This is a genomic window from Sphingobacterium sp. UBA7038 (assembly GCF_002494055.1).
GTDB lineage: Bacteria > Bacteroidota > Bacteroidia > Sphingobacteriales > Sphingobacteriaceae > Sphingobacterium > Sphingobacterium multivorum.
In genome coordinates, this window is record NZ_DLAV01000039.1 from 140,854 (window position 1) to 167,793 (window position 26,940).

21 protein-coding genes are annotated in these 26,940 nt (G+C 41.4%); 18 read left to right on the top strand and 3 right to left on the bottom strand.

The features are described from left to right. Window positions 1-3 precede the first annotated feature (3 nt). The 4 genes from B3H30_RS22285 to B3H30_RS22300 all read left to right on the top strand — a co-directional run bounded on the left by B3H30_RS22285 (window position 4) and on the right by B3H30_RS22300 (window position 5,892). Entirely contained in the window at window positions 4-1,881 is a 1,878-nt protein-coding gene (locus tag B3H30_RS22285) for a RagB/SusD family nutrient uptake outer membrane protein (RefSeq protein ID WP_070569439.1), read from the top strand. A 246-nt stretch (window positions 1,882-2,127) separates the two neighbouring features. Beyond that, window positions 2,128-3,519 carry a 3-keto-disaccharide hydrolase gene (locus tag B3H30_RS22290; RefSeq protein ID WP_083296094.1) on the top strand — a complete coding sequence of 464 codons (1,392 nt, stop codon included), beginning with the start codon at window positions 2,128-2,130 and terminating at the stop codon, window positions 3,517-3,519. 11 nt (window positions 3,520-3,530) lie between these two features. Then, entirely contained in the window at window positions 3,531-4,946 is a 1,416-nt protein-coding gene (locus B3H30_RS22295) for a Gfo/Idh/MocA family protein (RefSeq protein ID WP_070569442.1), read from the top strand. A gap of 469 nt (window positions 4,947-5,415) precedes the next feature. Continuing rightward, window positions 5,416-5,892 carry a DinB family protein gene (locus B3H30_RS22300; protein WP_254667764.1) on the top strand — a complete coding sequence of 159 codons (477 nt, stop codon included), beginning with the start codon at window positions 5,416-5,418 and terminating at the stop codon, window positions 5,890-5,892. Between the two features lie 29 nt (window positions 5,893-5,921). Here B3H30_RS22300 and B3H30_RS22305 read toward each other — a convergent pair whose 3' ends face one another. After that, window positions 5,922-6,284: a winged helix-turn-helix transcriptional regulator gene (locus B3H30_RS22305; protein ID WP_070569958.1), complete on the bottom strand. Its 363-nt coding sequence runs from the start codon at window positions 6,282-6,284 to the stop codon at window positions 5,922-5,924. Between the two features lie 155 nt (window positions 6,285-6,439). Between B3H30_RS22305 and B3H30_RS22310 the strand changes: the two genes are divergently transcribed. Continuing rightward, window positions 6,440-6,970, top strand: coding sequence for an NAD(P)H-dependent oxidoreductase (locus B3H30_RS22310; RefSeq protein WP_070569448.1), 531 nt, complete (start codon window positions 6,440-6,442; stop codon window positions 6,968-6,970). A gap of 115 nt (window positions 6,971-7,085) precedes the next feature. Here B3H30_RS22310 and B3H30_RS22315 read toward each other — a convergent pair whose 3' ends face one another. Both B3H30_RS22315 and B3H30_RS22320 read right to left on the bottom strand, forming a co-directional pair. Further along, window positions 7,086-7,841, bottom strand: coding sequence for an SDR family oxidoreductase (locus B3H30_RS22315; protein ID WP_070569450.1), 756 nt, complete (start codon window positions 7,839-7,841; stop codon window positions 7,086-7,088). Between the two features lie 50 nt (window positions 7,842-7,891). Next, window positions 7,892-8,281, bottom strand: a complete 390-nt coding sequence (locus tag B3H30_RS22320; protein ID WP_070569453.1) for a helix-turn-helix domain-containing protein — start codon at window positions 8,279-8,281, stop codon at window positions 7,892-7,894. A gap of 236 nt (window positions 8,282-8,517) precedes the next feature. On the opposite strand from B3H30_RS22320, the gene B3H30_RS22325 reads away from it, so the two are divergent. From B3H30_RS22325 to B3H30_RS22380, 13 genes are all read left to right on the top strand, one after another. Then, window positions 8,518-9,198, top strand: coding sequence for a response regulator transcription factor (locus tag B3H30_RS22325; protein ID WP_046675722.1), 681 nt, complete (start codon window positions 8,518-8,520; stop codon window positions 9,196-9,198). 2 nt (window positions 9,199-9,200) lie between these two features. Next, the gene (locus B3H30_RS22330; RefSeq protein WP_070569456.1) at window positions 9,201-10,547 is read left to right on the top strand and encodes a sensor histidine kinase; all 1,347 of its coding nucleotides are present in this window, start codon (window positions 9,201-9,203) and stop codon (window positions 10,545-10,547) included. Window positions 10,548-10,637: 90 nt separating this feature from the next. Further along, window positions 10,638-11,909 (top strand): TolC family protein, encoded by a 1,272-nt coding sequence (locus B3H30_RS22335; RefSeq protein WP_083296095.1) that lies wholly within the window; start codon window positions 10,638-10,640, stop codon window positions 11,907-11,909. Continuing rightward, window positions 11,909-13,015, top strand: coding sequence for an efflux RND transporter periplasmic adaptor subunit (locus B3H30_RS22340; RefSeq protein WP_286834859.1), 1,107 nt, complete (start codon window positions 11,909-11,911; stop codon window positions 13,013-13,015). The genes B3H30_RS22335 and B3H30_RS22340 overlap by 1 nt, the downstream gene beginning before the upstream one ends. Before the next feature lies 1 nt (window position 13,016). Further along, the gene (locus B3H30_RS22345) at window positions 13,017-16,112 is read left to right on the top strand and encodes an efflux RND transporter permease subunit (RefSeq protein ID WP_070569462.1); all 3,096 of its coding nucleotides are present in this window, start codon (window positions 13,017-13,019) and stop codon (window positions 16,110-16,112) included. A 402-nt stretch (window positions 16,113-16,514) separates the two neighbouring features. Continuing rightward, window positions 16,515-17,414, top strand: a complete 900-nt coding sequence (locus B3H30_RS22350) for a dihydrodipicolinate synthase family protein (RefSeq protein ID WP_070569465.1) — start codon at window positions 16,515-16,517, stop codon at window positions 17,412-17,414. A gap of 171 nt (window positions 17,415-17,585) precedes the next feature. Next, window positions 17,586-19,043, top strand: coding sequence for an aldehyde dehydrogenase (NADP(+)) (locus B3H30_RS22355; RefSeq protein WP_070569468.1), 1,458 nt, complete (start codon window positions 17,586-17,588; stop codon window positions 19,041-19,043). Window positions 19,044-19,081: 38 nt separating this feature from the next. Next, entirely contained in the window at window positions 19,082-20,080 is a 999-nt protein-coding gene (locus B3H30_RS22360; RefSeq protein WP_070569471.1) for a 4-hydroxyproline epimerase, read from the top strand. Between the two features lie 23 nt (window positions 20,081-20,103). Then, window positions 20,104-21,369, top strand: a complete 1,266-nt coding sequence (locus tag B3H30_RS22365; protein ID WP_070569474.1) for an NAD(P)/FAD-dependent oxidoreductase — start codon at window positions 20,104-20,106, stop codon at window positions 21,367-21,369. Between the two features lie 28 nt (window positions 21,370-21,397). Then, the gene (locus B3H30_RS22370) at window positions 21,398-23,170 is read left to right on the top strand and encodes a DUF885 family protein (protein WP_217493567.1); all 1,773 of its coding nucleotides are present in this window, start codon (window positions 21,398-21,400) and stop codon (window positions 23,168-23,170) included. Window positions 23,171-23,176: 6 nt separating this feature from the next. Continuing rightward, window positions 23,177-23,767, top strand: a complete 591-nt coding sequence (locus B3H30_RS24795; protein ID WP_349682247.1) for an APC family permease — start codon at window positions 23,177-23,179, stop codon at window positions 23,765-23,767. Then, window positions 23,764-24,600, top strand: coding sequence for an APC family permease (locus B3H30_RS24800; protein WP_349682248.1), 837 nt, complete (start codon window positions 23,764-23,766; stop codon window positions 24,598-24,600). Before B3H30_RS24795 ends, B3H30_RS24800 begins: the two co-directional genes overlap by 4 nt. Continuing rightward, window positions 24,587-26,818: a S9 family peptidase gene (locus tag B3H30_RS22380; RefSeq protein ID WP_070569477.1), complete on the top strand. Its 2,232-nt coding sequence runs from the start codon at window positions 24,587-24,589 to the stop codon at window positions 26,816-26,818. Before B3H30_RS24800 ends, B3H30_RS22380 begins: the two co-directional genes overlap by 14 nt. Window positions 26,819-26,940 lie beyond the last annotated feature (122 nt).

The window sequence follows — 26,940 nt, forward strand, 5'->3', positions numbered from 1 at the left end:
ATCATGAAATTGAAAAAAAATATACTATTTAGTTTATGTATTGGTTCAATGGCTGTTTTTACATTTTCGTGTAGTAAGGATTGGCTTAAACCGAAACCCTTGTCTTTCTATGAGCCTGATGTTGCACTTGCCGATGCGCAAGGTATGTACTCCGCTTTAACGGCCTGTGAAAGAAATATGCGGCATGAATTTTTTGGCGATGCTGCGCCCATTCTGACCGAGATTATCCAATCTGAAGTAGCCGTAGAGGGGACAACAGATAAAGCTGGTCCACAAATGGATATGGATATTGCACTGCTCCCCGATGCAGATCTCAATCACAACGATAGAACTAAAGTGGGGTGGTATTGGTACGAGGGATTTAAGGGGATAAAATATGCCAATCTGATTATTTCAAGAATAGATGTAGGAACTTTTAAAGACGAAAATGAAAAAAACGCGATTTTAGGAGCTGCTTATTTTCAACGTGCCTATCGTTATTTTAAATTGGTGCACCAGTTTGGCGATGTTCCTTTTATTGATAAAGAAATAAATGAACCGAAGTACGATTTCTATAGTTACGATCGTTGGAGCATTCTCGAAAAATTACGAAAAGACCTGGAATTTGCCTACCAATGGGTGCCCGAAAAAGTAGACCGTGGGCGTACCTCCAAATCGGCTTGTGGTATATTGTTAATGAAGGTATGCATGGCCTTGGCGGATTTTGATAGGGCGATTGCTGTTGGAAAAGAGATAGTTGCACTACACCCACTTATGAAAAGTCGATTTACAGTGAATAAGACAAGGCCAAATACCAATCTGATGTTTGATCTTCATAGTGTTGAAGCAAAATTAGATGGTGCCAATACCGAAGGTTTAATGTATGTAGTTTCTTATCCTGGAGTTGATGGTTCTGATCGTATCAGAACAATGCGTAATGGCGTTCCTTTTTGGAACAACGGCGGTATAAAAACACCAGACGGGAAAACGGGGGCAGGATTATCATTGGCAGCGGATGAAACTGATCTTTCATTGGACTTAAATAAGAACTATGGTCGTGGTATAGGACGATTGCGTCCAACCTGGTATTTTACAAATCAGATTTGGAGGCCTGGCAAAGAGGATAATGACTTGCGGGGGATCTTTAACCGGGATAGTTGGCGAAAGATGGAAGATTTGAAGTACAATGAGCCCAACTTAAAAAAGACGGGCAATCCCTGGTATGGAAAAAATCTGGTTAAACCGGTGGGAATGAGTGTGGAGGATTCCATTCGGCTATGGTTCTCTTGGCCGCATTACAAATTATTTGTGCCGGATCCATTGCAGACACAATGGGAAGGCGGGGAGACCCCGTGGTATATTTACCGTTCTGCAGAAGTCTATTTATTGTTGGCCGAAAGTTACTATTGGAAAAATGATCTTGGTCAGGCTGCCATTGCCATTAACGAAGTCCGTCAACGCGCCGGTGCATCACAGCTAACAGCAGATGAAATCAATATCGGTGAGCTATTAGATGAGCGCGCACGTGAGTTGTATTACGAAGAAAACAGACATATTGAGCTCGTAAGGATTGCCTATACCTATGCAAAGACCCGAAAACCATGCGAAATTTTTGGTGGTCGTGTCTATGATTTAAAACAGATTAGCGGCCCAGGCGGAACGAATGCGAACATTAAACAAACCGGAGTTAATTTCTGGTACGATAGAGTGGTTGCTAAAAGTAATTTCTATAATAAAGGGGTAAAACATAAGTGGGCCGAATATAAAATTAGTGTGCACCATATCTTATGGCCTGTGCCCGCTAATGCGATTAACACCAATATTAAAGGTGTTATCAATCAAAATATAGGTTACCCAGGTGCAGAGAAAAATAAAACGCCGCTATTGGTTGAAGGTAAGTAACAAGTGTTTTCAAACGTTTTCGTAAATAAATCAGATCATTTGATTCATTTCACTTATATTAATTGATATTATTGTTTCGCTGAGTCAAATGATTAATGACTGCTTAGTAAATGATATGTATCAGGCTTGAATGTGGAGAAGCTGTGGATTGATAATTTTCAATAAATTGGCCAGACACACGTTGTAATTTAAAAACCAATGATGAATAAATAAACCGGGTCAATAGACTCAAGATTAAATTTTACAATGAAAAGAAATACACTATTTAAATCTGTTTTGATGGCTGTTATGGTCGGCAATGCTGTTATGTCGTATGCCCAGACAGATAAGAGTAATGAGAAAGGTTGGACGAACCTTTTTGATGGAAAAACGCTAAATGGCTGGAAGTCTGTCGGCGGAAAAGCACCTTATTCTATAGAGGGCGATGCTATCGTAGGTCGAATGACAAAAGGTACACCCAATTCTTTTTTGATCACTGAAAAAGAATATGGTGATTTCATATTGGAGCTGGATGTTAAACTTGAAGGCAATGAAACAAACTCAGGTATTCAGACACGGAGCCATCTTGATCCAAAGGCTAATGATGGACGCGGACGTGTATATGGAAGGCAAGTAGAAATAGACCCCTCTGCCCGTGCTTGGACAGGTGGAATCTATGATGAGGCGCGTCGTGGATGGATTTATCCACTCGATTTAAATGAAAATGCTAAAAAAGCCTATAAAGTAGAGGAATTCAATCATATTCGAATTGAAGCCATTGGTGATGAGCTGCGCACTTGGATCAATGATATTCCTGTTGCTTATGTCGTTGATACGATCGATAGATCTGGCTTTATCGGGTTGCAGGTGCATGGTATTCCACCTAAACTGGATGGAAAGAAAGTGTACTTTAAGAATATTAAAATAAAAACAACCGACCTCAAATCAAAAGGTTTTCCAAAAGATCTTTATATCGTGAACTTGAAGCCAAACGACTTGGCTGACGCTGAAAAGAAGAAAGGTGTTAAGCTTTTGTTCGACGGTAAAACCAATAAGGGCTGGCGGAGTATACATGGCGATAAATTTCCGGAACGCGGTTGGGAAGTTAAGGATGGCCAAATGACTGTGCTAAAATCTGACGGTGGTGAATCGACCAATGGTGGCGATATCGTCACAAAAGATAAATACGCGGTGTTTGATCTTTCATTTGAATTTAAGCTTAGTCCGGGAGCCAATAGTGGTGTTAAGTATTTTGTGACTTTAAAAGAAAAATCAAAAGGATCGGCTATTGGTTTGGAATATCAAGTGCTGGATGATGCTTTACATCCTGACGCGAAGTTGGGACGTGACGGAAATCGTACCTTGGCATCGCTTTACGATCTCATTACATCCAATCGTGATGATCGCGCGCGTAGACCGATCGGCGAGTGGAATAGAGGTCGAGTTGTGGTCACAGCAGATAACAAAGTTGAACACTATTTAAATGGCATTAAGATGTTGTCTTATGAGCGGGGATCCAAAGCGTTTAAAGATTTAGTTCAGATCAGTAAATACAAAGATTGGGAAAACTTTGGCGAAGCGAAGGAAGGTTTTATTCTTCTCCAGGACCATGGTGATCGTGTTTCATTTCGCAGCATAAAAATTAATACACCGAATTAAGCCTATCTCTTATGAATCATTATTTATCGCGCAGAAGCTTTGTTAAACAGTCCGTTATCGCTGCAGGAGCGGTTATGCTGTCCAATAGTGTATTGGGGAATGTCAATTTGGCCAAACCAAATGAACGTGTCAACTTAGCCTGTGTAGGCTTGGGAAACAGGGCTGCCGACATCATTAAAGAACTCTATAAAACAGGACTCTGTAATATTGTTGCGCTATGTGATGTCGATCTTGGTGCGAAACATACGCAGGAAATTTTGGGTTTGTTTCCCGATGCACCGAAGTTTAAGGATTTTAGGGTAATGTTTGACAAAATGGGAAATCAGATTGATGCTGTAAGTGTCGGAACTCCTGATTTTTCGCATTTTGCCATAACGATGCTTGCACTGGATTTAGGTAAACATGTCTACGTGGAAAAACCAATGGCGAGAACATTCCTTGAAGTCGAACTAATGGCAAATAAAGCTCGGAAAAACCCTAAGCTTGCTACCCAAATGGGAAATCAAGGGCACTCCGAAGCAAATTACTTTCAGTTTAAAGCCTGGAAGGATGCCGGCATTATTAAGGATGTGACACGCATCGATGCGCACATGAATATGCCGCGTAGATGGCATGGCTGGGATGTAAATATAAAGGGTTTTCCAGCCGCAGAAATGATCCCCGAAACATTAGATTGGGATCTTTGGCAAATGCAGACTATTGGCCATAATTATAATAAGGATTTTGTGAATGGTCAATGGCGCTGTTGGTATGATTTTGGAATGGGAGCGTTGGGCGATTGGGGGGCACATATATTGGATACAGCGCATGAATTTTTAGATTTGGGGCTGCCTACAGAAGTGTCCGCTGTGAAGCTCGACGGGTATAATTCCTATTTTTTCCCCATGTCTTCAACCTTGAAATTTCATTTCCCAAAAAGGAAAAAGATGCCAGCAGTCGATATCAATTGGTATGATGGACTGGATAATTTGCCACCTATACCCGAAGGCTATGGTGTATCTGGATTGGATCCCAATATTCCTGCACCTAGTACAGGGAAATTGGAACCCGCCAAACTAAATCCTGGGAAAATTATCTACAGCAAGGATTTGATATTTAAAGGTGGCTCCCATGCCAGTACCTTGCAGATTATTCCAGCAACGAAAGCCAAGGAAATGGAGTCTCGGTTACCGGAAGTGCCAAAATCACCGTCAAACCACTTTGCTAATTTCTTGAAAGGTTGTAAAGGCGAAGAAAAAACCCGCTCGGCTTTTGAAATTGCAGGTCCTCTGAGCCAAGTATTTTGCTTGGGTGTAATTGCACAACGCTTAAACAGTAAGTTGATATTGAATACGCAGACAAAAGAAGTGACCAATGATAAGTTTGCCAACGCACTCTTAGCCGGACCTCCACCAGCAAGAGGTTGGGAGCAATATTATAAGATGTAAAGGCCATTAAATGGGTATCTAAAAGAAAGGGCAATGTGAACATTGCCCTTTTTATGTTTGAAATGAAAAGCCTTTATAACCTATCCTGCTTTTAATGGGAAGATGGACGTACTTTTTCTCGATTCGGTGATATGATAAAGGATGATGGAAGATTATATTTTTGCAGTCATTTATAAAAAAAGGTTTTCAAACGGGGAGAATGAAAACCTTAAATAACCAATTATAAACCTAAATTATGATGATACAAATGTAAGTGTATTTACTACACTATGCAAATTTATTTTAAAAAATAATTGAATCGACTTTAAACAAGCTATAGGAAGTAGCTATTTTTATAGGAGTAAACTGTATTTTTGACGAAACGGACTGCTATCTGCATTCTTTTTAAACGCTGTAGCTTTATGGATTTTAAAAAGCATCCGCGTAGACTTTTAGCTATTTTAAAAGCATGGAAAATTTAGAAGTATGGATGCGTGGACCTATTGAAGGGGTTCCCGCTCTTCTCCAACCCGTTGCGCATGCACTTTTGCAAGTTGAAGAAGATGTTTTGAAGTATACCGCACAAATATCCTCAGCGCAGCTTTGGACAAAACCGGGTGGCAACGCCAGTATAGGTTTTCACCTGCAACATATTCGTGGAGTAATCGATCGCATGTTTACTTATGCCGAAAATAAATCCTTAACGGATAAACAATTTGACGACCTCCGTCAGGAAGGTCTAGAAAATAGTGCTTTAAGCGTGATATCGCTTGTAGAAAACTTACATCGGCAGATTCAGCAATCTTTGCAAAAACTGGCGTTAATTGATCCGGACACCCTGACTGAAGTGCGTTTTTTGGGTAGAAAACGGATCCCTACGACGTTGATTGGTTTGTTGTTCCACGCTGCAGAGCATGCACAGCGTCATGTCGGCCAATTACTGGTAACAGCACGATGTATGAACTAAAAACAACCTTTCGTTCTGTCAGCTAAAGTCTAAGATTTTTGAACCTGTTGTAACTTCTCTCCCCATTTCCCTAGTTCTCGAATAATTGGTTTGAGTTCATATCCCAGTGCAGTCAGCTCATAAAGTACACGTGCCGGGACTTCTGCATATACAGTACGTTTAATAATGTTATCATCTTCTAGCTTGCGCAATTGTAAGGTGAGCATACGTTCAGTGATACCCGGTAAACATTTTTTGATTTCAGAATAACGTAGCGCGCCATAGATGAGATAGCAGCATATGGCTAGAGCCCATTGACCACCAATCACATTAGCGGCAAAAACTTCGGGGCAATTATGCTCAAGTTGCTTTTTATTTGAAAAGTTCGTGGAGCTCGTCTTGATTTTAGTCATACGCACATTTTTTATAGTACCTAACATTGGGTTACAGATAAGCCAAAATAGGAATTATGTCGCTATTTTTAAATCATAGTCCTGTCGTTTATTAAAACTGCCGCTACGAATCGGCTAAATGTGGTGACTTGTGCATATATAGATACATAAATAAAATGAAAACATTAATAGTCGTTATTCACCCCAATTTTGCTGCTTCCGTCGTAAATAAAAGTTGGGTTAAGGCCTTGGAAAATCAACCTGAGTTGTATGACATCCATCAATTGCACCAAGTCTATGCTGATGGTAAAATTGATGTCTTGGCCGAGCAGAAGATGATAGAGAAATATGATAAAATTGTCTTTCAATTTCCCTTTTATTGGTTTAATTGTCCGCCGTTTTTCAAGCAATGGCTGGATGAAGTGCTTACCTATGGATGGGCTTATGGTAAGAACAGTGGCTACAAATTGGAAGGAAAGAAAATTGCATTAGCAATTTCTGCTGGGATAGACGAGCAGGAGTATAGGGAGACAGGAAAGTATAAATATAGCATGGATCAATTAACAAGTCCTTTTGAAATTACTTTTGATTATGTTAAAGCGGATTATCAAAAACCTTTCGTCTTTTATGGAATTGAAAAAGAGTCATCTACCGCATGGGTAGAAGAGGGCGTGACGCGCTATCTCCGTTTTTTGGAGCAACTCTAGTTAATAAATATCAGGGCTTGTTTATTGTTGCTTAGCTTTTGTGATATACGAATCAATCCAAAGAAATAGGCTTATCAAGAAAGCATCTTTCTCAAGATGCTTTCTCTTTGTTGTTTTACCGTGTTGTATAACCACCATTGGCAAAAATGGTCTGCCCCGTTATCCACCAACCATCGGTGACCAAGAATTCCACCAAAGGCGCAATGTCTTTTATATCGGTTAGCCCACCTAATGCTGAAGCAGATTTATGGTAAGCAACAGCGTCTTCGCTTTCCTGTCCATAGAAAAATGGCGTATCCATTGGCCCCGGGGCTACAGCAGTAACCGAAATTCCCCGTTCTCCAAATTCTTTTGAAGCAGCTCGCGTAAAATGCTCTACTGGAGCTTTCAGTCCTTCATAAGTAGAGTATAATCCCGTATAGGCCGCCAATAATGAGGTAACAATCGTACAGATTTTGCCATTCGCATTCAGTTTTTTACCCGCCTCCCGAATAAAGAAATAAGCAACTTTTGAATTGATGTCACTCATGCTGTCATATTCTTCGACCGTGGTATCCACAATTGGCTTTTTCAATACTTTACCGACCGTATTAATGGCGATATCTACGCCACCAAACTGCTCAATTGCGACATCAAAAAGTTTCGTGATATGCTCAATTTTTGTCAGGTCCGCCTGCACTAATATTGCTTCTGCCCCCGCGGATTTGACAGCTTCCAGAGTTTGTTCAGCGTCTGCTTTGGTATTTTCACTATTGTAATGGATCACCAGCTTTGCCCCTTGAGCCGCAAAATCCCGACTTAATAATCCGCCAAGGTTTTTTGCACCACCAGCGATAAGGACAACTTTTCCTTTTACATCATTTCTTGCCATAATAATTTAAATTTTGATTATAGCAAATCTCACAAATGTTAAGGAACCTCTTATGGTGAACTTTTCGCTTTTTTCAATTGACGAAATTGTGATGGCGACATGCCTTCATATTTTTTAAAAAATTTGGTGAAGTTGGACGGGTCGTATGTCAGCATCTGTGCAATTTTCGCAATGGTCAGATCGCTATTAATGAGTAGGTCTTTGATACAAGCTAATATTTTTTGTACATAAAAATAGCAGGGGTGATTTCCGGAAGTTTCCTGTATAATCTTGATAAGATGCTTTTGTGAAACACAGAGTATGTTGGCGATATCCTGAAGCTCCATCATATCTATGCTGTCTCCACGAACCAATTCCGCTAAATGACGATCTAAAAAGTTAAAATATTGAATCGTAATCTCTTCACTTCTTTTTCTATCGGAGAGCAATGCTGTGTTCATTTTAATTCCTTTCCGAATTGTTAGGTTAAATATAAACAAATAATACTGGACGTAATATTTTTTACCTGAATAATAGAGAATTCCGCATAATGGACTCGTCAACGTTATAGACAAAGATTTTTATCCTCGACACTGCTCTTGATCACCCGAACGATTAATTTGTAAATTCGTATACTTGTAGAATTCTAAGAGAAATTCGTAATTTTTATAATCCCGCATAAAAATAAACTGAGTATATGCAGATACTTTTAGTAGAAGACGATCGCCGTATTAGCAGCTTTGTTGTTAAAGGTCTAGAAGAGATGGGCCACAAGGTCATTTTGGTTGAATCTGCGGAAGCGGCACGTGAATGGATCAATGCGGATTCATTGGACATTGTCGTACTTGATATAATGTTGCCCGGAATAGATGGTATACAATTTACGAAGATGATCCGATATCGAAAAAATCATATTCCAATATTGATTTTAAGTGCCTTAGGAGAAGTTGAAGATAAAGTCGAGGCCTTGGAAAGTGGTGCTGATGATTTTCTTGTCAAACCCTTTTCCTTTAAGGAATTGGTTAGCCGTATCAAAGCCTTGGTACGCCGCGACAATTATAAAAACGTACCAAAGGATAGCTGCGTAGAAATTCATGATTTAAAAGTGGATCTTGAACGGTATGAAGTCCATAAGAATGGTAAAAATATCGATCTATCACCTAAAGAATTTAAACTGTTGAAGTATCTGATCGAAAATCGCAATAAAACCCTTTCAAGAACAGCGATCTTACAGGCCGTCTGGGGAATTGATTTTGATAATAATACCAATGTTGTCGATGTATACGTTTCTTATTTAAGAGGTAAGATTGATGCGGGGAGTGATACCTCCATTATCAAAACGGTGAAAGGGGTAGGTTATATGCTCACAACGGACTGACCATGAATTTAAAGATTCGACTCACACTCTTTTCTACCTTGGTATTCACCATCATTTTTGGGCTTGCAACGCTAGTCATCTACTGGATATTTTATAATTCTTCTGAACGACATCTGATAAGATCGATGGAAAAAAATGCGAAGATAGCCGGTATTTATTACCTTGAAGCGGACGAACAGAGTCCGCTAAAGCACATGGAATCCAAAAATCAATATGAAAGTCTGGTCAAGCGCGCGATGGTAGCCGTTTACAACGCAGCGGGGAAGGTGAGTTATGGTGGTATGCGGTTTGATAATCAAATTAATACAGATTTGCTGAACCAGCTGAAAACAGACAAAACGGTTTATTTTAAAACAGCCGATAGCTTTTATTTTGGTTTGTATTATCCCGATAATCAGGGCGATTTCTTTGTGTTTGTCAAAGAGTCCAGCGCAGATTTTGATCATCAGTTGAACCGTTTACTCATTACGCTTGTCTTTGTTTTTCTCATTGCATTGATTAGTATTGCCTTGTTGTCGGTCTGGCTGAGTAAGTATGCTTATCTGCCCATTCGTAAAGTGATCCAAGAAATTCAGCATAAAGATTTAAGTACCATTCAGGAGCCCTTGACCGCCATAAAAACCAAGGATGAACTCCAGGATCTGATTGAAAGTTATAATGCACTCCTACGTCGGATCAGTGAAAATATGATTATCAGAAAGAACTTTGTAAGTTATGTTTCCCACGAGTTCCGAACGCCTTTAGCGGGTATCCTGGGCTCAATGGAGGTCTTCGGCGCAAAAGTTAGAACGGAGGAAGAATACCGTGAACTGGCCGAAACCATTACCGAGCATGTGAATTTTCTGAATCAGCTTATTGGTAATTTTCTATTACTGACCGAAGATCAGGCCCTGAAACGTTCCCTGGAAACCTTTCGTATCGATGAGATCGTGTGGGACCTTGTACCTAAATTTTCGAGATCATTTGCCGTACCCTTGAAAGTCGATATAGAGGTCGACGAACCACAATACTTTAATTTTCGGGGCAACAAGATGCTCATCTCCCTTTCGATCTCTAATTTAATCGAAAACGCACTGAAATACGCAAATGGGCAAGAAGTGCTTATCCGAATGACCAGTGCAGATGGCAGACTGTCTTTACAAATTATAGATCACGGCATCGGTATCCCAAAGGCCGAACTGGAGTCTGTGAAACAGACTTTTTATCGTGGATCAAATGTCGGTCAGGTGAAGGGAAGCGGCATCGGTCTCTCATTTGCGCAAATCGTTTTTAAGGATCAAGGCGTAGACTTTGATATTCGCTCGAACCATCTGGGAACTACCGTATCACTGCTATTCCCTAAATTCTAATCCTTTTCTAATCTCTTCTAATTAAACTTTAATTTAACCTAAAGTTGCCTGTAATCTCTGTCCGTTAGTTTTGTGGAAATTCAAAATTAAGTGAGAAAGCTACGTATTACATTATTTTTACTTCTTGGCCTGAGTAGCAAACTATTTTCGCAGGAAGCGGTTGAAAGCCGTTTACGAAAATCGGAGATTGAACAGGTGTTCCTTGCGCATAACCTGAGCTTAATGGCACAACGTTTTCATATACAACAGGCTGATGCAGCAGTACTTCAGGCAAAGCTCTGGCCCAATCCAACGATCTCAATCTCAGAGGTCAATCTTTGGAAAAATTCCAGCAGCGAATCCTTTCCTGCGCTGATCGGTCATTATGGTAAATACCAGCAGCTGGCGGTTGAGCTGGAACAGACGATCGAAATGGCCGGGAAACGGAAAAAAAGGGTGCAATTGCAGCTTTTGGAAAAAGAGAATGCCCGGCTTCAATTTGAAGAATTATTGCGGAATTTGAAATATGATCTCCGGAGCCAATGCCTCGAACTACAGATCTTACAGGAAAAAGAACAATTATACAGTAGTCAGGTCGATATTTTTCAGACCCTAGCGAAGTCCTTTCAAAATCAATGGAAAGAAGGCAATGTGAGTGAAATGGACTATCTCAGGATTGAAAGTGAGTCGATTGCATTTGGGAATAAACTCAACGAAATCCAGCAGGAAAAAATTGCAAAAATGAATACAGTTGCGAGCTATCTAGGAGATAAGGGGACTGCACTTTACATTTCGGATACGATAGGTATGCCACTTTTTCTCCTGGGGACGAAACAGGAATGGAAAATGATGGCCCTGGAAAACCGTAGCGACTATAAAATCATCCACAATACCTGGAAGAAAAGTAATGCGCAGTTGGAAATCGAAAAAGCAGAACGTACACCAGATCTCAAGGTATCAATGAATTATGACCGGGGCGGAAATATCATGCGCGATTTTATAGGCCTGGGTGTTGCTATGGATCTTCCTTTATTTAATCGAAACCAGGGCAATATCAAAGTTGCTCAACTGGAACTTGAGAAAAACAAAGTTGAAATCGCACAATTTCGTATCGATATTGAACGAGAGATCGAGTTCCTTTCGGCGCGTTTGAGCAATCTCGAATCGAGCTTGAAAACGATGGATACAGGCTTTGATCGTAAACTGGATGTCGCGCTTGAACGCTATGTCCGCAATTTTCAAGAACGACGGTTGACCATCGTTGAATTTATAGACTTTATCAATAATTACATGGAAAACAAAGAATCAATATTGGAGCGCAGGGCAAAATACCTTCAGTATAAGGAAGAATTGACGTATTTAATCGGAAAGGACATTGTCTAATGAAAGGGAACTTTTTAATGCCACTGACACTCCTGTCCATATGTTTATTGTGGAGCTGTCAATCAACGAAAAATGAAGAGCAGGTTACGCCGCCAACTAAAGGTTTTTGCCTAAGCGCAGATTTCAAAAACCAAATTAAAATTGATTCGATTCAGAAGCGGGCGGTATTTGAACAGATCGCTTTAAATGGGGTCATTCAATACGATCAGGATGAGCTTGCTGCACTAAAGAGCCCGATACCCGGTATCGTGCAGTCTGTCTCCGTCAAGATGGGTGATTATGTGGAGAACGGACAGATTCTTGTATCGCTTAAAGGGACCTCGGTCAATGATTTAGGAAAGGAGCTGCGTGAGCTGGAGAATAGCAAGCGCTTGGTGGAGAGTAAATTGGCAAGTCTTCGCAGTCTACTGAAAGATGGTATGGCTTCCCAACGGGAACTAGAAGAGATGGAAAGCGAATTGAAAGCCACACAAATCGGAATACGTCATGTAAAGGCCAATATGAACCTGCTCAATGGATCATCAGAAAATGGTCTATTTTACATTCGTGCACCCAAAGCGGGTTATATAGTCGATAAAAAGGTGAGCCCCGGTATGACAGTTGGTGATGATGCCGAGTTACTCTCGGTAAGTAAACTAAATGAAGTATGGGTTTCGGTCAATATTTATGCAAATAATTTACCTTTTGTGAAAAATGGTGCGCCTGTCAAAATCACCACGTTAGCCTATAAAGGGGAATCTTTTGATGGCTATATTGATCAGGTAGCCAATTTCTTCGATCCTGAAGAACGTGTCGTCAAGGCGCGTGTAAAGTTGTTGAACAAAGACCTGAGGTTAAAGCCGGGCATGAGTGTGGATGTATTGGTGGAAAAAGCTGTTTCAGGACAAGAACAGCAGATGCTGGCTATTCCCAAAGATGCCATCATTCTGCATAATAACCAGAATTTCGTGGTGCTGTACAAAAATGACTGTGATCTGTCCGTAAAGCCTGTGGATATTGTTGCTGAGAATGAAACCTATGCTTTTGTCAAAACAGGAATAGCCGAGGGAGATCAGGTGCTGACAGAAAATGAGCTGATTGTATTTGATGAATTGATAAATAGATAGGATGAAGAAAGTTGTACAAAATATTGTTTCGTTTTCATTGAAACACTCCTTGGTCGTCCTATTTTTTACGTTGGCATTATTATTCGGCGGGATATACGCCTACCTGCATACACCGATTGAAGCTTTCCCCGACGTCACCAATACACGGGTCAGGATTATCACACAATGGCCGGGACGTAGTGCTGAAGAAATCGAGAAGTTCGTCACATTACCGGTAACCAAAGAGATGAATACCATCCCAAAGAATACGGATGTTCGTTCGATCTCCTTGTTTGGCTTATCCGTTGTAACGATCCAATTTGAGGATGGTGTAGAGGACTTTTATGCCCAGCAGTATGCGGGTAATAAGATGCGTTCCATCGATTTGCCGGACGGCGCGGAAAGCTCCATCGAACCACCCTCGGGTGCTACCGGAGAAATTTTTCGCTATGTGGTGAAGAGCAATCTTCCGATTAAAGAAGTCTCTGCCATTCAAGATTGGGTGATCGAAAGGGAACTTGTGGGGGTGCCAGGTGTGGCGGACGTCGTGAGTTTTGGGGGGGAGGAAAAGATCTATGAAATAAAGATCAACCCAACAGAGCTGGCGAATTATAACTTGTCGCCACTGGACGTATATGAAGCCGTATCGCGTTCGAATATCAACGTCGGTGGCGATGTGATCCAGAAAGGAAATCAAGCCTATGTCGTTCGTGGAGTAGGTTTATTGGATAAGATCGACGATATTGGTAATATTTTGATCAAGGTGGTCGGCAATACACCGATTCTAGTCAAACATGTAGCCGAAATAGAACTGGGCGCAAAGCCACGACTTGGCCAAGTGGGACTCAATCAGGAAGATGATCTTGTACAGGGAATAGTCATTATGCTGCGGGGAGAAAATCCTTCGGCTGTCGTCACAAGGCTAAAGGCAAAAATCGAAGAGCTAAACCAACGTATTTTACCCGAAAATGTCAAGATCGAACCCGTTATAGATCGTACTAAACTGGTGAATAATACCGTGCATACGGTTTCCAAAAACCTGATAGAAGGGGTTATTCTGGTTTCGATTATTGTCTTTATCTTTTTGAACAACTGGAAGACAACCTTTATTGTTGCCTCGGTCATTCCACTGGCTTTCCTCTTTGCGATTATATTATTGAAAATACAAGGTTTGCCGGCCAATCTGATTTCAATGGGGGCGTTGGACTTTGGACTCTTGCTCGAAGGAACATTGGTAATCGTCGAGACTGTTTTTGTCTCTTTAGAAAAAGAGGCCCATCGGCTTGGGACGGAACGCTTTAATAAAATCTCCAAGCTAGGGATCATAAAAAAAAGTGCAGGTTCTGTTGCAGGGTATATCTTTTTTGCACTATTGATTTTAATTGTCGCACTGACTCCTATTTTCTCTTTTCAAAAGGTGGAAGGAAAAATGTTCTCACCATTAGCCTTTACGCTCGGTTACGCCTTATTGGGGTCCTTGATCCTAAGTTTGACCTATGTGCCCGCGATGTGTAAATACTTATTAAAAAAGAACATCAAAGAAGATGAAAATAAGATCACTAAAGTCAGCCGTAATGCCATTTTTAAAGGTTTTAAAAAGGCTTTTGACCATCCAAAATGGACATTGTCGATTTTTATGGTTGTCTTGTTCGTCTGTATGTTCCGGTTTAGCCATTATGGTTCCGAGTTTCTTCCAAAATTGAATGAGGGTGCAATCTATGTTCGCGCAACCTTACCCAATAGTGTCAACCTGGAAGAATCGGTGAAGCTGACCAAAACAATGAAAACAAAACTGATGAAGCAGTTTGACGAGATCGACTTTATAATGACACAGACAGGCCGTCCCAATGATGGCACGGATCCAACAGGCTTTTTTAATATTGAATTTAATATTGAATTGAAGCCCGAGGGGGAGTGGAAACGTAAACTTTCCAAAGAGAAATTGATCAGTCAGATGCGGGATAGCCTGCAGACTTTTCCTGGAATCAACTTTGGCTTTAGCCAGCCGATTCAGGATAATGTGGAGGAGTATGTGGCCGGGGTAAAAAGTCCACTAGTTATCAAAATCTTTGGTGAAAACTTACAAGATTTAGAGAATAAGGCCAATAAGTTTGCAGAGTCACTAAAAAAGGTCAATGGCATTACGGATGTCAATGTTTTTAAAAATATAGGTTTGCCAGAACTCCGCATTCAACTGCATGATTCAAAAATGGCTAAATATGGCGTTTCAACCAAAGATGTGCAGTCCGTGATCGAAATGACTATCGGGGGGCAATCTGTGACACATTTCTACGAAAATGAGCGGATCTTTGATGTTCGCCTGCGCTTCCAAAAATCATACCGCGACAACCCCGAGAAGATCGGAAATATCATTATTCCGACGATGAATGATCAGAAAGTACCCCTACGGGAGATCGCAACAATAGATTATCATACCGGGCCGGCATTTATTTACAGAGAAGGGAATTCCCGCTATATTGGTGTTGGCTTCAATATTGAAGGTCGAGATTTGGGAAGCACAATTGCCGATGCGAAAAAACAGATAGAAAGAGATGTGAAACTGTCCAAATCCTATAAGGTCGTCTGGGCTGGTGAATTCGAAAGCAAGGAACGGGCAACAAAACAACTGATGAATGTTGTTCCAATTTCGTTGATTTTGATCTTACTCTTGCTGTATGCCAATTTTGGTAATGTCAAAGATACGCTGATTTCTTCACTGACCCTCGCCTTTGCTTTTATTGGTGGATTCATTTCCTTGTGGATTACTGGAACGACATTTGGAATTTCGGCCGGTATCGGATTTATTATTCTCTTTGGGGTAGCCACGATTGATGGTATTGTCTTAATCGGGATTATGAAAGAAAATCTGTTGAATAAAATGCGCTTGAAACCCGCTATTTATGAAGCTGTCAAAAGCCGGATCAGACCCATCTTAATGATTGCATTAATGGGGGCGATGGGCTTATTGCCAGCTGCACTTTCAAACGGTATGGGGTCTGAAATTCAAAAACCTCTGGCGATTATGATCGTTGGTGGATTGATTATTTGTATGATTCTCTCGTTTTCAGTACTACCTATTGTTTTTTACTTCGCTTATAAGAAGGAGAACCGCGATTAGTTACCCATTTTTAATTATTATATACGAAACAAAGGTTGCCTGTCTGACAGTGCAACCTTTGTTATTTTTAACATGCAGCTGTACGTTTCGTAATAGCAATCCAAAGTTGAAGCGAATAGCGATATATCGTTTACATGCTATTTTGTGTAAATCTTGTTATAAATGTTGAATTTACATTTAAGTTCCTTAAATTAAGCCTCAACATAAAAAGCACTTCGTTGAAGTTTTGCCGAGATAAGTTATAAAGCTGTATTTAAAATTAGAAAAAACATTCTTTTGAATCCTCGTGAGTTGTATTTACGAGAAAAGGTCAATATTAGGTCAGTGTTGATTAATTCATAAGAAGACTGAACGTACTATTCCAGATAGATTTGTGATAAAGAAATATTAAAATAATACGCTATGGCACAATTTAAATGGGAAGGAATATATCCTGCAATGTTATCACCATTTGATGAAAATGGAAATTTGGATTTTGATATGTTTGGTAAAAACATTGAAGCACAATTGGATGGAGGTGTTCACGGTTTGATTATCGCTGGATCATTGGGGGAAGCAAGTGTTTTGACTACAGAAGAAAAGTATGATTTATTGACCTATGCGTTGAAACTTGTTGGTGGTCGTGTACCCGTATTGCTAAATATTGCAGAAAATACAACTGCTGCTGCGATCAAAGTGGCGCAGACCAGTGAGGAATTGGGAGCCGATGGTTTGATGTTATTGCCACCAATGCGCTATAGAGCCGATGATAGAGAAGCTGTCGCTTATTTTCGTGCTGTTGCACAAAGTACCAAACTGCCAATTTTAATCTATAATAACCCAGTTGACTATAGTACTTATGTATCGTTGGATATGTTTGAAGAACTATTGTTGGAACCAAATATCCAGGCAGTGAAAGAATCTACACGAGATTTAACCAATATCACGCGTTTGAAAAATCGTTTTGGTGATCGATTAAAGATTATGGCCGGTGTAGATACCTTGGGGCTCGAGTCTTTAATGTTAGGGGCTGATGGGTTAGTCGCTGGATTGGTGGACGCATTCCCAAGAGAAACAGTGGTTATGTATGATCTTGTGAAAGCTGGTGAATATAAAAAAGCGGTAGAAATATACCGTTGGTTTATGCCTTTGTTGGAATTGGATATTCATCCTAAATTGGTCCAATACATTAAATTGGCCGCTACAGCTGAAGGAATTTCAACACCTTATACACGCGCTCCAAGATTACCATTGATCGGTGAGGAAGAACAACGTGTGAAAAAAATTATTGCAGATTCAATCGCAACGAGACCACAATTATAGGAATGCTTCTGAACTTTCTAGCTATGAGGGTTCAGGAAATTTTCTTTTAGGGACCAAGTAAAAATAGGCGAGAAGGACCTTCTTATTATATTGAATAACCGCAAGGAATGAAAATATAGGGAAGGTTTTTATTGATTTTTGAAGATACTACTTACAATAAAAACAAAAGGAATGGATAGAAACGAAAATGAGATTGATGACGTCGTAAAACAGGCGGAGGCTGGATTTCAGTTTCTTCAGCAAAAGGATGTCATCGAAAGAGCGGAATTGATGTATGCCATTGCCGCTGAAATTGAGGAATTGGGCGAAATATTGATTGAAACTGCTCATCTGGAAACGGCACTACCTTTGGGAAGACTGCAGGGTGAAAAGGCGAGAACAGTCAATCAATGGCGTCGATATGCCGATGCTGTTCGTACTGGTTTATACAGTGAAGCTCGGATAGATCGGGATCCAAATGGCCAATTTGATTTAAGGAAATATAACAAAGGACTTGGTCCAGTGGTCGTTTTTGGCGCGAGTAATTTTCCTTTCGCCTTTTCAACAGCTGGCGGAGATACAGCAAGTGCCATTGGTGCTGGCTGCTCAGTCATCGTAAAAGCTCATCCTGCGCATCTTAAAACTTCTCAATTAATGGCTGACGCTATTGATCGTGCGGTTTCAAAACAGGGTGCCCCAATCGGTGTTTTTAATCATATACTGTCAGATTCATTTGCTGTTGGACAACAGTTGGTAAGCCATAAACAGGTAAAGGCTGTGGCATTCACAGGTTCATTTCGTGGCGGAAAAGCCTTGTTTGATTTAGGGCAGTCGAGACCTGAACCTATTCCGGTATTTGCTGAAATGGGAAGCGTAAATCCGGTTTTTATTTTGCAAGACTACCTCGCTAATCATCTGGAAGCATTTGCAAAGCAGTATATTGGATCATTACTCCTCGGTGTAGGGCAGTTTTGTACTAATCCGGGTGTATTGGTAGGCTTGGCGGGCGAACCGTTCGATCGGCTCAAACTGGCCTTAAAGAGCGAACTAAAATCTGCTGCTACAGGGAAAATGTTACATGCGGGTATTCTGGATAGCTACAATCGCCTAAAAAGCGAAATGGTTCAATCGGAAGGGATCAGCGTATTGGGGGAAGGAGAAGATAATACACACCATGATTTTGCCCGAGCTTTACTTGTCGAAACTGAAGCAAGTCAGGTGTTGAACAACCCCAACTTGCTGGAAGAGGTTTTTGGACCTTTTGGGTTGATTGTATCCTGTAACGACCAAAATGAGATGAATCTTGTCATGCAACAGCTTGATGGGCAGATTACCCTGACTTTCGCTGCCACGGCGCAGGACATACATGAATGCCCGGCTCTTTTTGCAATGGCTCAGGACAAATGCGGAAGACTGCTGTTCCAAGGTATGCCAACAGGCGTAGAGGTTCAGTATGCCATGCAGCATGGCGGACCTTATCCCGCAACCACAGATGCTCGTTTTACTTCAGTAGGGCCAGATGCGGTAAAACGGTTCGTCCGACCTTTTAGCTTCCAGAATTGGCCGAATGAGTTTTTACCTAAAGAGCTACAAGACGGAAACCCATTACAAATTGATCGTCTGGTCAATCAACAATGGACGAAAGCATAATATAGATAAATGACCATATAAACAACAAGGACTCAGAAATGAAGAAGACTTTTTTTTGTATTGATTCGCATACCTGTGGTTGTCCCGTACGATTGGTTGCAGGGGGAACCCCATTGCTAGCGGGTAATTCCATGATGGAGCGCAGATTGCATTTTATACGTGAGTACGACTGGATTCGCAAAGGATTGATGTTTGAACCAAGGGGACATGACATGATGAGTGGAAGTATGCTTTATCCACCATTTGATCCGCAAAACGATATCGGCGTTCTTTATATTGAGACCAGTGGTTGTCTGCCTATGTGCGGACACGGAACGATCGGTACCGTAACGATTGCCATCGAGGAGGGACTCGTTCAACCTAAAATTCCCGGAAAATTAAGGTTGGAAACTCCGGCAGGGCTTGTACATATCGATTATATTCAAGAGGGTCCTAAGGTGAAAAGCGTAAAGCTTACTAACGTCAAGTCTTTTTTATATGCTGAAGGGCTAACGGTAGACTGTCCAGATTTAGGAATTATCAGCGTAGATGTTGCCTACGGTGGCAATTTCTATGGTATTATTGATCCCCAGGCTAATTTTGACGATATCAGTTCTTATTCTGCGAGCCAATTGATCCATTATGGGAAAATAATTCGTCAACTGCTCAACGAAAAATATGCTTTTGTTCATCCCGAAGATGCGAATATTCATGGGTTGACACATATCCAATGGACAGGTAATCCAACGCTTCCCAACTCGTCCGGACGCAACGCCGTACTGGTTGGCGATAATGCCTTGGATCGTTCTCCTTGTGGTACAGGTACTTCGGCGCGTATGGCGCAGTGGTACGCGAAAGGGAAGCTTAAAAAAGGAACGGAATTTATACATGAAAGTTATATTGGTTCACAATTTACCGGCAAAATTGAAGCGGAAACAACCGTGGATGGTAAGCCTGCTATTGTGCCGTCCATCGAAGGCTGGGCACGGATAACAGGATATAATACCATTTTTTTGGATGATGAAGATCCTTATTTTGGCGGTTTTCAGGTGATTTAATACATTAATAAGAAAAGAGCAACGTGAAAGAAAATAATAGAGGTACAGTTGTTGTAATAGGTGCTGGAATTGCTGGTCTTGCTTCGGCCTATTACCTGGTGAGAGATGGTTGGGATGTGAAAATCCTGGAAAAAAATACTTTGGACAATAATTGTTCTTATGGCAATGCAGGCATGATCGTCCCCAGTCATTTTACGCCCTTGGCAGCCCCCGGGATAGTCGCGCAAGGAATAAAGTGGATGTTCAATAGTAAAAGCCCCTTTTATGTACGGCCTTCGCTCAATCCGCGGTTGATCAATTGGGGTCTGAAATTCCTAAAACATGCCAACCGCACGCATGTGGAGCAACATGCTTCCGCCATACGTGACCTGAATCTCTATAGCAGCCGCTTGTATGACGAACTGGCCCAAGAAGATAATTTTGATTTTGAATTGAAGCAGAATGGTATCCTGATGATGTATAAATCGAAAGAAATGCAACATGAGGAGATTGAGCTGGCGCATCGTGCACAGGACCTCGGACTCGATGTCGATATCCTCGAAGGAAATACCGTTCAAGAACTGGAACCTAATCTGAAGCTAGATGTATTGGGTGCTATACTTTATCGCTGCGATGGAAAACTATATCCACCCAAGTTAATGCAGCAATTGATTCAATACCTGAAAGCCGCAGGTGTTGCTTTTTTCGAAGAAACTGAAGTCCATAAATTTATGACGGCCGGAAATAAGATTAAAGAGGCAATCAGCAATAAAGGAAGTTTTCAGGCAGATGCTTTTGTCTTGACTGGCGGTGCTTATTTGCCGCAGCTGACTTCAAAGTTGCATTTAAATACACCGCTTATGCCTGGAAAAGGATATTCTTTTATGTATCAGCCCCAGGGTGAGCAGAGCTTGAATCATGCGGCATTATTACTGGAAGCTCGTGTTGCTGTAACCCCCATGAATGGCCAGATCAGATTCAGTGGTACGATGGAATTGGGACCTGCAAATGATAAAATTTATGAAAATCGTGTTCGTGGCATAGTAGAGTCTATTCCCAAATATTACCCGGAGCTACAAGTCGATTATCCAAAGGAAAAAATATGGTATGGTTATAGGCCCTGCTCGCCCGATGGATTGCCTTATTTGGGACGATTGGAAAAATTTGACAATGTCCTGGTTGCCGGTGGAGGTGGGATGATGGGCTTGAGTTTAGGTCCAGCATACGGGAAAATCATTGCAGATTTATTGGCCGGACAAAAAATACAGGCTGATATTGATGGGTTTAGGCCCGATCGTTTTGATCGATAAAATTATGATATAAACCAATACCTGAATTATGAATCGTTCTTTTTCTTTTAAAGCTCCCAAAACACTGTTTTATGGACTACTCTTTCTATTCCCGGTATCCACACATGCACAAAAGATGAAATTATACGAGCATACCACCCCCATAGAACCTTATATCGTGCAATATGGGCATGATGTTGAGGCGATCAACTATTTCTATGGTCCAATGCCCAAAGGCTGGGGCAATCAACAGGCTGCAGCATCGCCCGAACAGCTGGCACGTCTTCAACGTTTGGATAACGAATATTTGAACAAATTGGACAAATTTCCCTATGAAGAACTTGAAACATCTGGGCAGGTGGATTTTATCTTACTGAAGCGCAAACTAAAAAGTGATCTCCTTGCACTGAAAGAACATGAGTCGAATTACAACAGGTTATCCCTGTATTTACCTTTTGCACAACGAATATTTAAACTCGAAAAGGAACGTCGTCGAGGAAAACGTTTGGCGGGAGAAGATGTCGCGAAAGAGCTGACGCGGGTTGTCGATGAAATCGATCGATCGATAACCGCTTTGCAAGAAAAGACCAATATTCCTGATGCAGATGTGAACTTTTTGGTTGGCCTATTAAATTCTTTGGATTTAAGGATAACAAGCACCTTCGATTTCTATAATGGATACGACCCTGAATTTACCTGGTGGGTACCCGCCATATTTCAACAGGTGAAAAGTAAATTGTCGGATTATAAGGAGAAATTAGCCGCAAAAAGCGACCGGAAAGTTTTTGATGATGGTAGCCAGATTGCGGGTGTGCCGATTGGCGAAAAAGAAATAAACCGAAGACTCAAAGCTGAAATGATCAGTTATACAGCTGCCGATCTGCTAAAATTGGCTGATCAAGAGTTTAAATGGTGTGAAGCAGAGTTATTGAAAGCGAGTCGTGAAATGGGGTTTGGAGACGACTGGCGGGCAGCACAGGAGCAGGTTAAAAACTCCTACGTTCCCATTGGTAAACAGCCGGAACTCATCCTGAAATTGTATAACGATGCACAGCAGTTTATTCAAAAAAATAAACTCATGGATATTCCTGAACTGGCAGATGAAACTTGGGGAATGATCATGATGACCCCAGAACGTCAGCGTGTCAACCCTTTTTTTACGGGTGGTCGGGAAATTAGTATATCATATCCAACCAACACGATGGATCAACAGGCAAAATTGATGAGTATGCGTGGTAATAATCCTTATTTCTCCCGCGGTACTGTGCAGCATGAATTGGTCCCCGGTCATCATTTGCAATATTTTATGAATAGGCGCTACAAGCCTTATCGCGAGGAAGCGTTTAATACACCCTTTTGGACAGAAGGATGGACACTTTATTGGGAATTATTATTGTATAGTAAAGGATTTGCCAAAACTCCCGAAGAGCGTATAGGAATGTTATTTTGGCGTATGCACCGCTGTGCGCGAATAACCTTTAGTATTAAATTTCATTTGGGTGAATGGACGCCGCAGCAATGCATAGATTACTTGGTAGACAGGGTGGGATTTGAGTCTGCTAATGCCCATGGTGAAGTAAAGAGGTCTTTTGAAGGTTCATATGATCCCTTATACCAGTTGGCTTATCTGGTCGGCGGATTACAACTGATGCGGATCAAAGAGGAGGTGGTTGATCAGGGTAAAATGTCATTTGCTGATTTTCATGATCGTGTGATTAAAGAAAATTACCTGCCCATGGAAATGCTAAGAGCGATTATCAAAGGCGAGCAATTAAAACCAGACCATGAGACAAATTGGAAATTCTATCATTTTAACAACTAGGTGTTTATGAGTGAGTCAAAACAAACTTTTCAAAAGTCGCTGGGATTGCTCGATGCAACGATGCTTGTTGTTGGAAGTATGATTGGTTCTGGAATTTTCATCGTTTCTGCAGATATCGCACGCAATACCGGTTCTGCGGGTTGGATGATGGTTGTCTGGCTAATCTGTGGATTTATGACTTTAACAGCAGCATTGAGTTATGGTGAACTCAGCGCGATGTTTCCCAAGGCCGGTGGCCAATATATTTATCTTCGGGAGGCTTATGGTCCCGTATTGAGTTTTGTATTTGGCTGGACATTTTTTGCTGTGATACAAACCGCGACAATCGCCGCCGTCGGCGTTGCGTTTGCTAAATTCACTGCCTACCTTTTCCCCTTTATGGACGAAGATGTCTATCTGCTTGAATGGTCAGATTACCGCGTCTCGGCAGCACAGGTGCTGGCCATTGCGGTCATTATGGTATTAACCTACATTAATTCAAGGGGTGTAAATAGCGGAAAGCGTGTGCAGACATCCATTACATTGATCAAAATTGGGAGCCTGTTGCTTTTGTTGCTCTTTGGCTTCCTGGCTTTGAAACATGAAGCTGGGCTTTGAACTGGGACAATATTTCGCTTTGGTCCATGCGCCGCTTAAATGTGGATGGAACCTACACATCTTATGATGGGTTTTCAGCAATGGGTGCTTTTTCTGCGGCTATGGTCGGAGCCCTCTTCAGTAGCGATTCTTGGCACTCATCCTCAGCTGTAGCGGGCGAAATTAAGAATCCGCAACGCAATATCGGATTGAGTCTGGCATTAGGGACTTTGCTGGTCACCGTCATCTATCTGTTGACCAATTTAATGTATACGGGCATATTGCCTTTGGAAGCTATGGTCAACGCACCAAAGGATCGGGTAGCGATGAGTGTGGCACAAGAAGTATTCGGCCCTTTTGGGATCACGATTATAGCCATTATGATCATGATTAGTACCTTCGGTTGCAATAATGGAATTATCCTGGCCGGCGCGAGGGTGTATTATTCCATGGCTAAAGATGGTTTGTTTTTTAAAAGGGCAGGCAAGCTGAATGCACATGCGGTACCCGCCTGGGCCCTCTGGATACAGTGTCTTGCAGCGTCAATATGGTGTTTGAGTGGAAAATATGGTGACTTATTGGATATGATTACCTGTGTGGTCGTGATCTTTTATGTCCTTGCAATTGCAGGTATTATTCGCCTCCGTATCACGCGTCCGGATTTGAACAGACCCTATAAAGCATTTGGATATCCTTTTCTTCCCATTCTTTATATTCTGATGGGGCTAGCCTTTATCGGCTTGATGGTAATTTTTAAACCAAATTATACCTGGCCAGGCATTATCATTGCACTATTGGGTATCCCGATCTATTATTTAATCAATCCTAAGCGAAGAAAATATGAAGTTTCTTAGTACAGTGGTTTTGTTGTTGTCTGCACAGTTTCTGTTTGGTCAAGGAACTTTGGTAGATTATACCCGTGCACAAAACCTAAAAAAACAATTGACCAATAAAATCGAAAATCTACCGGGGCAGTTTTATTGGAATGATGGGGGGGACCTGTTTTGGTATGATCGAAATACGGCGCAGGGAAAAGAGTACATTTTGGTCAATCCCCAGGCAAAAACAAAAGAACCGCTGTTTGATCTAACGAAGGTATTTTCCTTGGTGGATGAAAAGCTGGAACGAAAAGTCGAAAATCGCGTTATTTCCAATGATCAGATAAAATTGATGGATCAAGATCAAGTTTCGCTCGATATCGCGGGCTACTTTTGGATCTGGAACCGCCGTTCCTCGCAATTGAGCCAGGGCGCTGCAAGTGGAAGTAAAGAGCGCAATCCGCGATATTGGGGGCAGCGTGAACAAGGAAATACCTATCGGGAAGTTGAATCTCCAGATAAAATACATGTTGCTTTTATCCGCAACAATAATGTTTTCTTAGCAAAGAAGGGAAACTTAAATCAGGCGCGACAAATTACGTTTGATGGTAATACGTCAAACTACTATAGCAATGATATTCAATGGGCACCGGATAGCCGGAAATTGGCTACAGTAAAAACACAAAAAATAGAGATCAGACAACTGACGCTTATTGAATCTTCCCCTAAAGATCAATTACAGCCAAAGATTCAGACACGAGATTATGTCAAACCTGGTGACGAATTAGCGCAAAAACTACCCGTTTTATATGATCTCGAAAAAGATAAACTGTGGGTATTTGATGCGGAGCTTATACCGAATCAATTTTATCTTTCGGAATTATCCTGGCGCGATGACAGTAGAGCATTTACCTTCGAGTATAACAAACGCGGGCATCAGGTCTATGGTGTCATGCAAATGGATGCCAATAGCGGTATGTCCAGTTATTTGATCCGAGAACAAAATAAGACCTTTATCGATTATAGCGGTAAGAAATATCGGGAGGATCTAGCCGATGGAAAGGAAATTGTGTGGGCTTCTGAGCGTGACGGATGGAACCACCTGTATCTTTATGATGGATCTACTGGAAAAGTGAAAAATCAAATCACAAAGGGAAATTGGGTGGTTCGGAAAGTCGTACATGTCGACGCTGACAAACGAACGGTCATTTTTGAAGGCAGTGGTATGAATGCAGAGGAAGATCCCTATTTGATCCATTATTATTCAATCGGTTTAGATGGAAAGGGCTTAAAACTGCTGACGGAAGAAAATGCAAATCATCAAGCTTTTTTCAATAAAGACTATTCCTTGTTTGTGGATACCTATTCCCGAGTTGATCAGCCGCCAATTTCAGTATTGCGCGACAACCATGGTCGTCTTATCATGGAACTGGAGAAAACAAACAGCAGCTTGCTCGAAGCGGTAGGCTGGCGTGCTCCAGAAGCCTTTAAAGCCAAGGGACGGGATGGTGCAACGGATATCTGGGGTATTATTATTCGACCGACCAATTTTGATCCTGCAAAAAGTTATCCTGTCATCGAATATATTTATGCGGGACCGCATAGCTCTTTCGTGCCCAAATCATTCTACAGCAACCCGAGTGGGATGTATGAATTGGCGGAATTGGGCTTTATCGTGGTGCAGATCGATGGAATGGGGACGTCAAATCGTTCAAAGGCTTTTCATGATATCTGTTGGAAAAATCTGAAAGATGCGGGCTTTCCCGATCGGATCGCCTGGATGCGGGCCGCTTCGAAACAATACAAATACATGGATATCGGTAGAGTAGGGATCTATGGAACGTCGGCTGGCGGTCAAAGCTCGACGGGCGCGCTGTTATTCCATCCGGAGTTTTACAAAGTTGGTGTTTCCTCCTGTGGTTGCCACGATAACCGAATGGATAAAATATGGTGGAACGAGCAATGGATGGGCTGGCCTGTAGGGCCTGAATATGCGGCCAGCTCCAATATTGAAAATGCCGCTAAGCTGGAAGGAAATCTTTTGTTGATTGTTGGAGAACTGGATGAAAATGTGGATCCTTCATCCACTTTCCAATTGGTTGATGCCTTGATCAAAGCGCGTAAGAACCATGATTTTATTATGGTTCCTGGGATGGGACATTCTTCTGGGGGAGATTATGGTGAACGAAAAAGGAGGGACTATTTTGTTAAACATCTACTTGGCGTAGACCCGCCTGTATGGAGTCAGTATTGATCGTTAGTAGGCTAATGATCCTATAATGAATGATCCAGTAATGTAGGTTTATTGCCTATTTTTTCTGAAAGTACCTGATCTTATTGGACAGAAGGAACCTTCAGTTTGCTTTCATTGCTTTT

What these genes read in the sequence shown, in the direction of transcription:
- B3H30_RS22295 (WP_070569442.1), top strand. Translation starts at nt 3,531, where the DNA reads ATGAATCATTATTTATCGCGCAGAAGCTTTGTTAAACAGTCCGTTATC.
- B3H30_RS22305 (WP_070569958.1), bottom strand. Translation starts at nt 6,284, where the DNA reads ATGACTAAAATCAAGACGAGCTCCACGAACTTTTCAAATAAAAAGCAA.
- B3H30_RS22315 (WP_070569450.1), bottom strand. Translation starts at nt 7,841, where the DNA reads ATGGCAAGAAATGATGTAAAAGGAAAAGTTGTCCTTATCGCTGGTGGT.
- B3H30_RS22325 (WP_046675722.1), top strand. Translation starts at nt 8,518, where the DNA reads ATGCAGATACTTTTAGTAGAAGACGATCGCCGTATTAGCAGCTTTGTT.
- B3H30_RS22355 (WP_070569468.1), top strand. Translation starts at nt 17,586, where the DNA reads ATGGATAGAAACGAAAATGAGATTGATGACGTCGTAAAACAGGCGGAG.
- B3H30_RS24795 (WP_349682247.1), top strand. Translation starts at nt 23,177, where the DNA reads ATGAGTGAGTCAAAACAAACTTTTCAAAAGTCGCTGGGATTGCTCGAT.
- B3H30_RS22285 (WP_070569439.1), top strand. Translation starts at nt 4, where the DNA reads ATGAAATTGAAAAAAAATATACTATTTAGTTTATGTATTGGTTCAATG.
- B3H30_RS22370 (WP_217493567.1), top strand. Translation starts at nt 21,398, where the DNA reads ATGAATCGTTCTTTTTCTTTTAAAGCTCCCAAAACACTGTTTTATGGA.
- B3H30_RS22345 (WP_070569462.1), top strand. Translation starts at nt 13,017, where the DNA reads ATGAAGAAAGTTGTACAAAATATTGTTTCGTTTTCATTGAAACACTCC.
- B3H30_RS22340 (WP_286834859.1), top strand. Translation starts at nt 11,909, where the DNA reads ATGAAAGGGAACTTTTTAATGCCACTGACACTCCTGTCCATATGTTTA.
- B3H30_RS22360 (WP_070569471.1), top strand. Translation starts at nt 19,082, where the DNA reads ATGAAGAAGACTTTTTTTTGTATTGATTCGCATACCTGTGGTTGTCCC.
- B3H30_RS22290 (WP_083296094.1), top strand. Translation starts at nt 2,128, where the DNA reads ATGAAAAGAAATACACTATTTAAATCTGTTTTGATGGCTGTTATGGTC.
- B3H30_RS22330 (WP_070569456.1), top strand. Translation starts at nt 9,201, where the DNA reads ATGAATTTAAAGATTCGACTCACACTCTTTTCTACCTTGGTATTCACC.
- B3H30_RS22380 (WP_070569477.1), top strand. Translation starts at nt 24,587, where the DNA reads ATGAAGTTTCTTAGTACAGTGGTTTTGTTGTTGTCTGCACAGTTTCTG.
- B3H30_RS22350 (WP_070569465.1), top strand. Translation starts at nt 16,515, where the DNA reads ATGGCACAATTTAAATGGGAAGGAATATATCCTGCAATGTTATCACCA.
- B3H30_RS22300 (WP_254667764.1), top strand. Translation starts at nt 5,416, where the DNA reads ATGCGTGGACCTATTGAAGGGGTTCCCGCTCTTCTCCAACCCGTTGCG.
- B3H30_RS22310 (WP_070569448.1), top strand. Translation starts at nt 6,440, where the DNA reads ATGAAAACATTAATAGTCGTTATTCACCCCAATTTTGCTGCTTCCGTC.
- B3H30_RS22320 (WP_070569453.1), bottom strand. Translation starts at nt 8,281, where the DNA reads ATGAACACAGCATTGCTCTCCGATAGAAAAAGAAGTGAAGAGATTACG.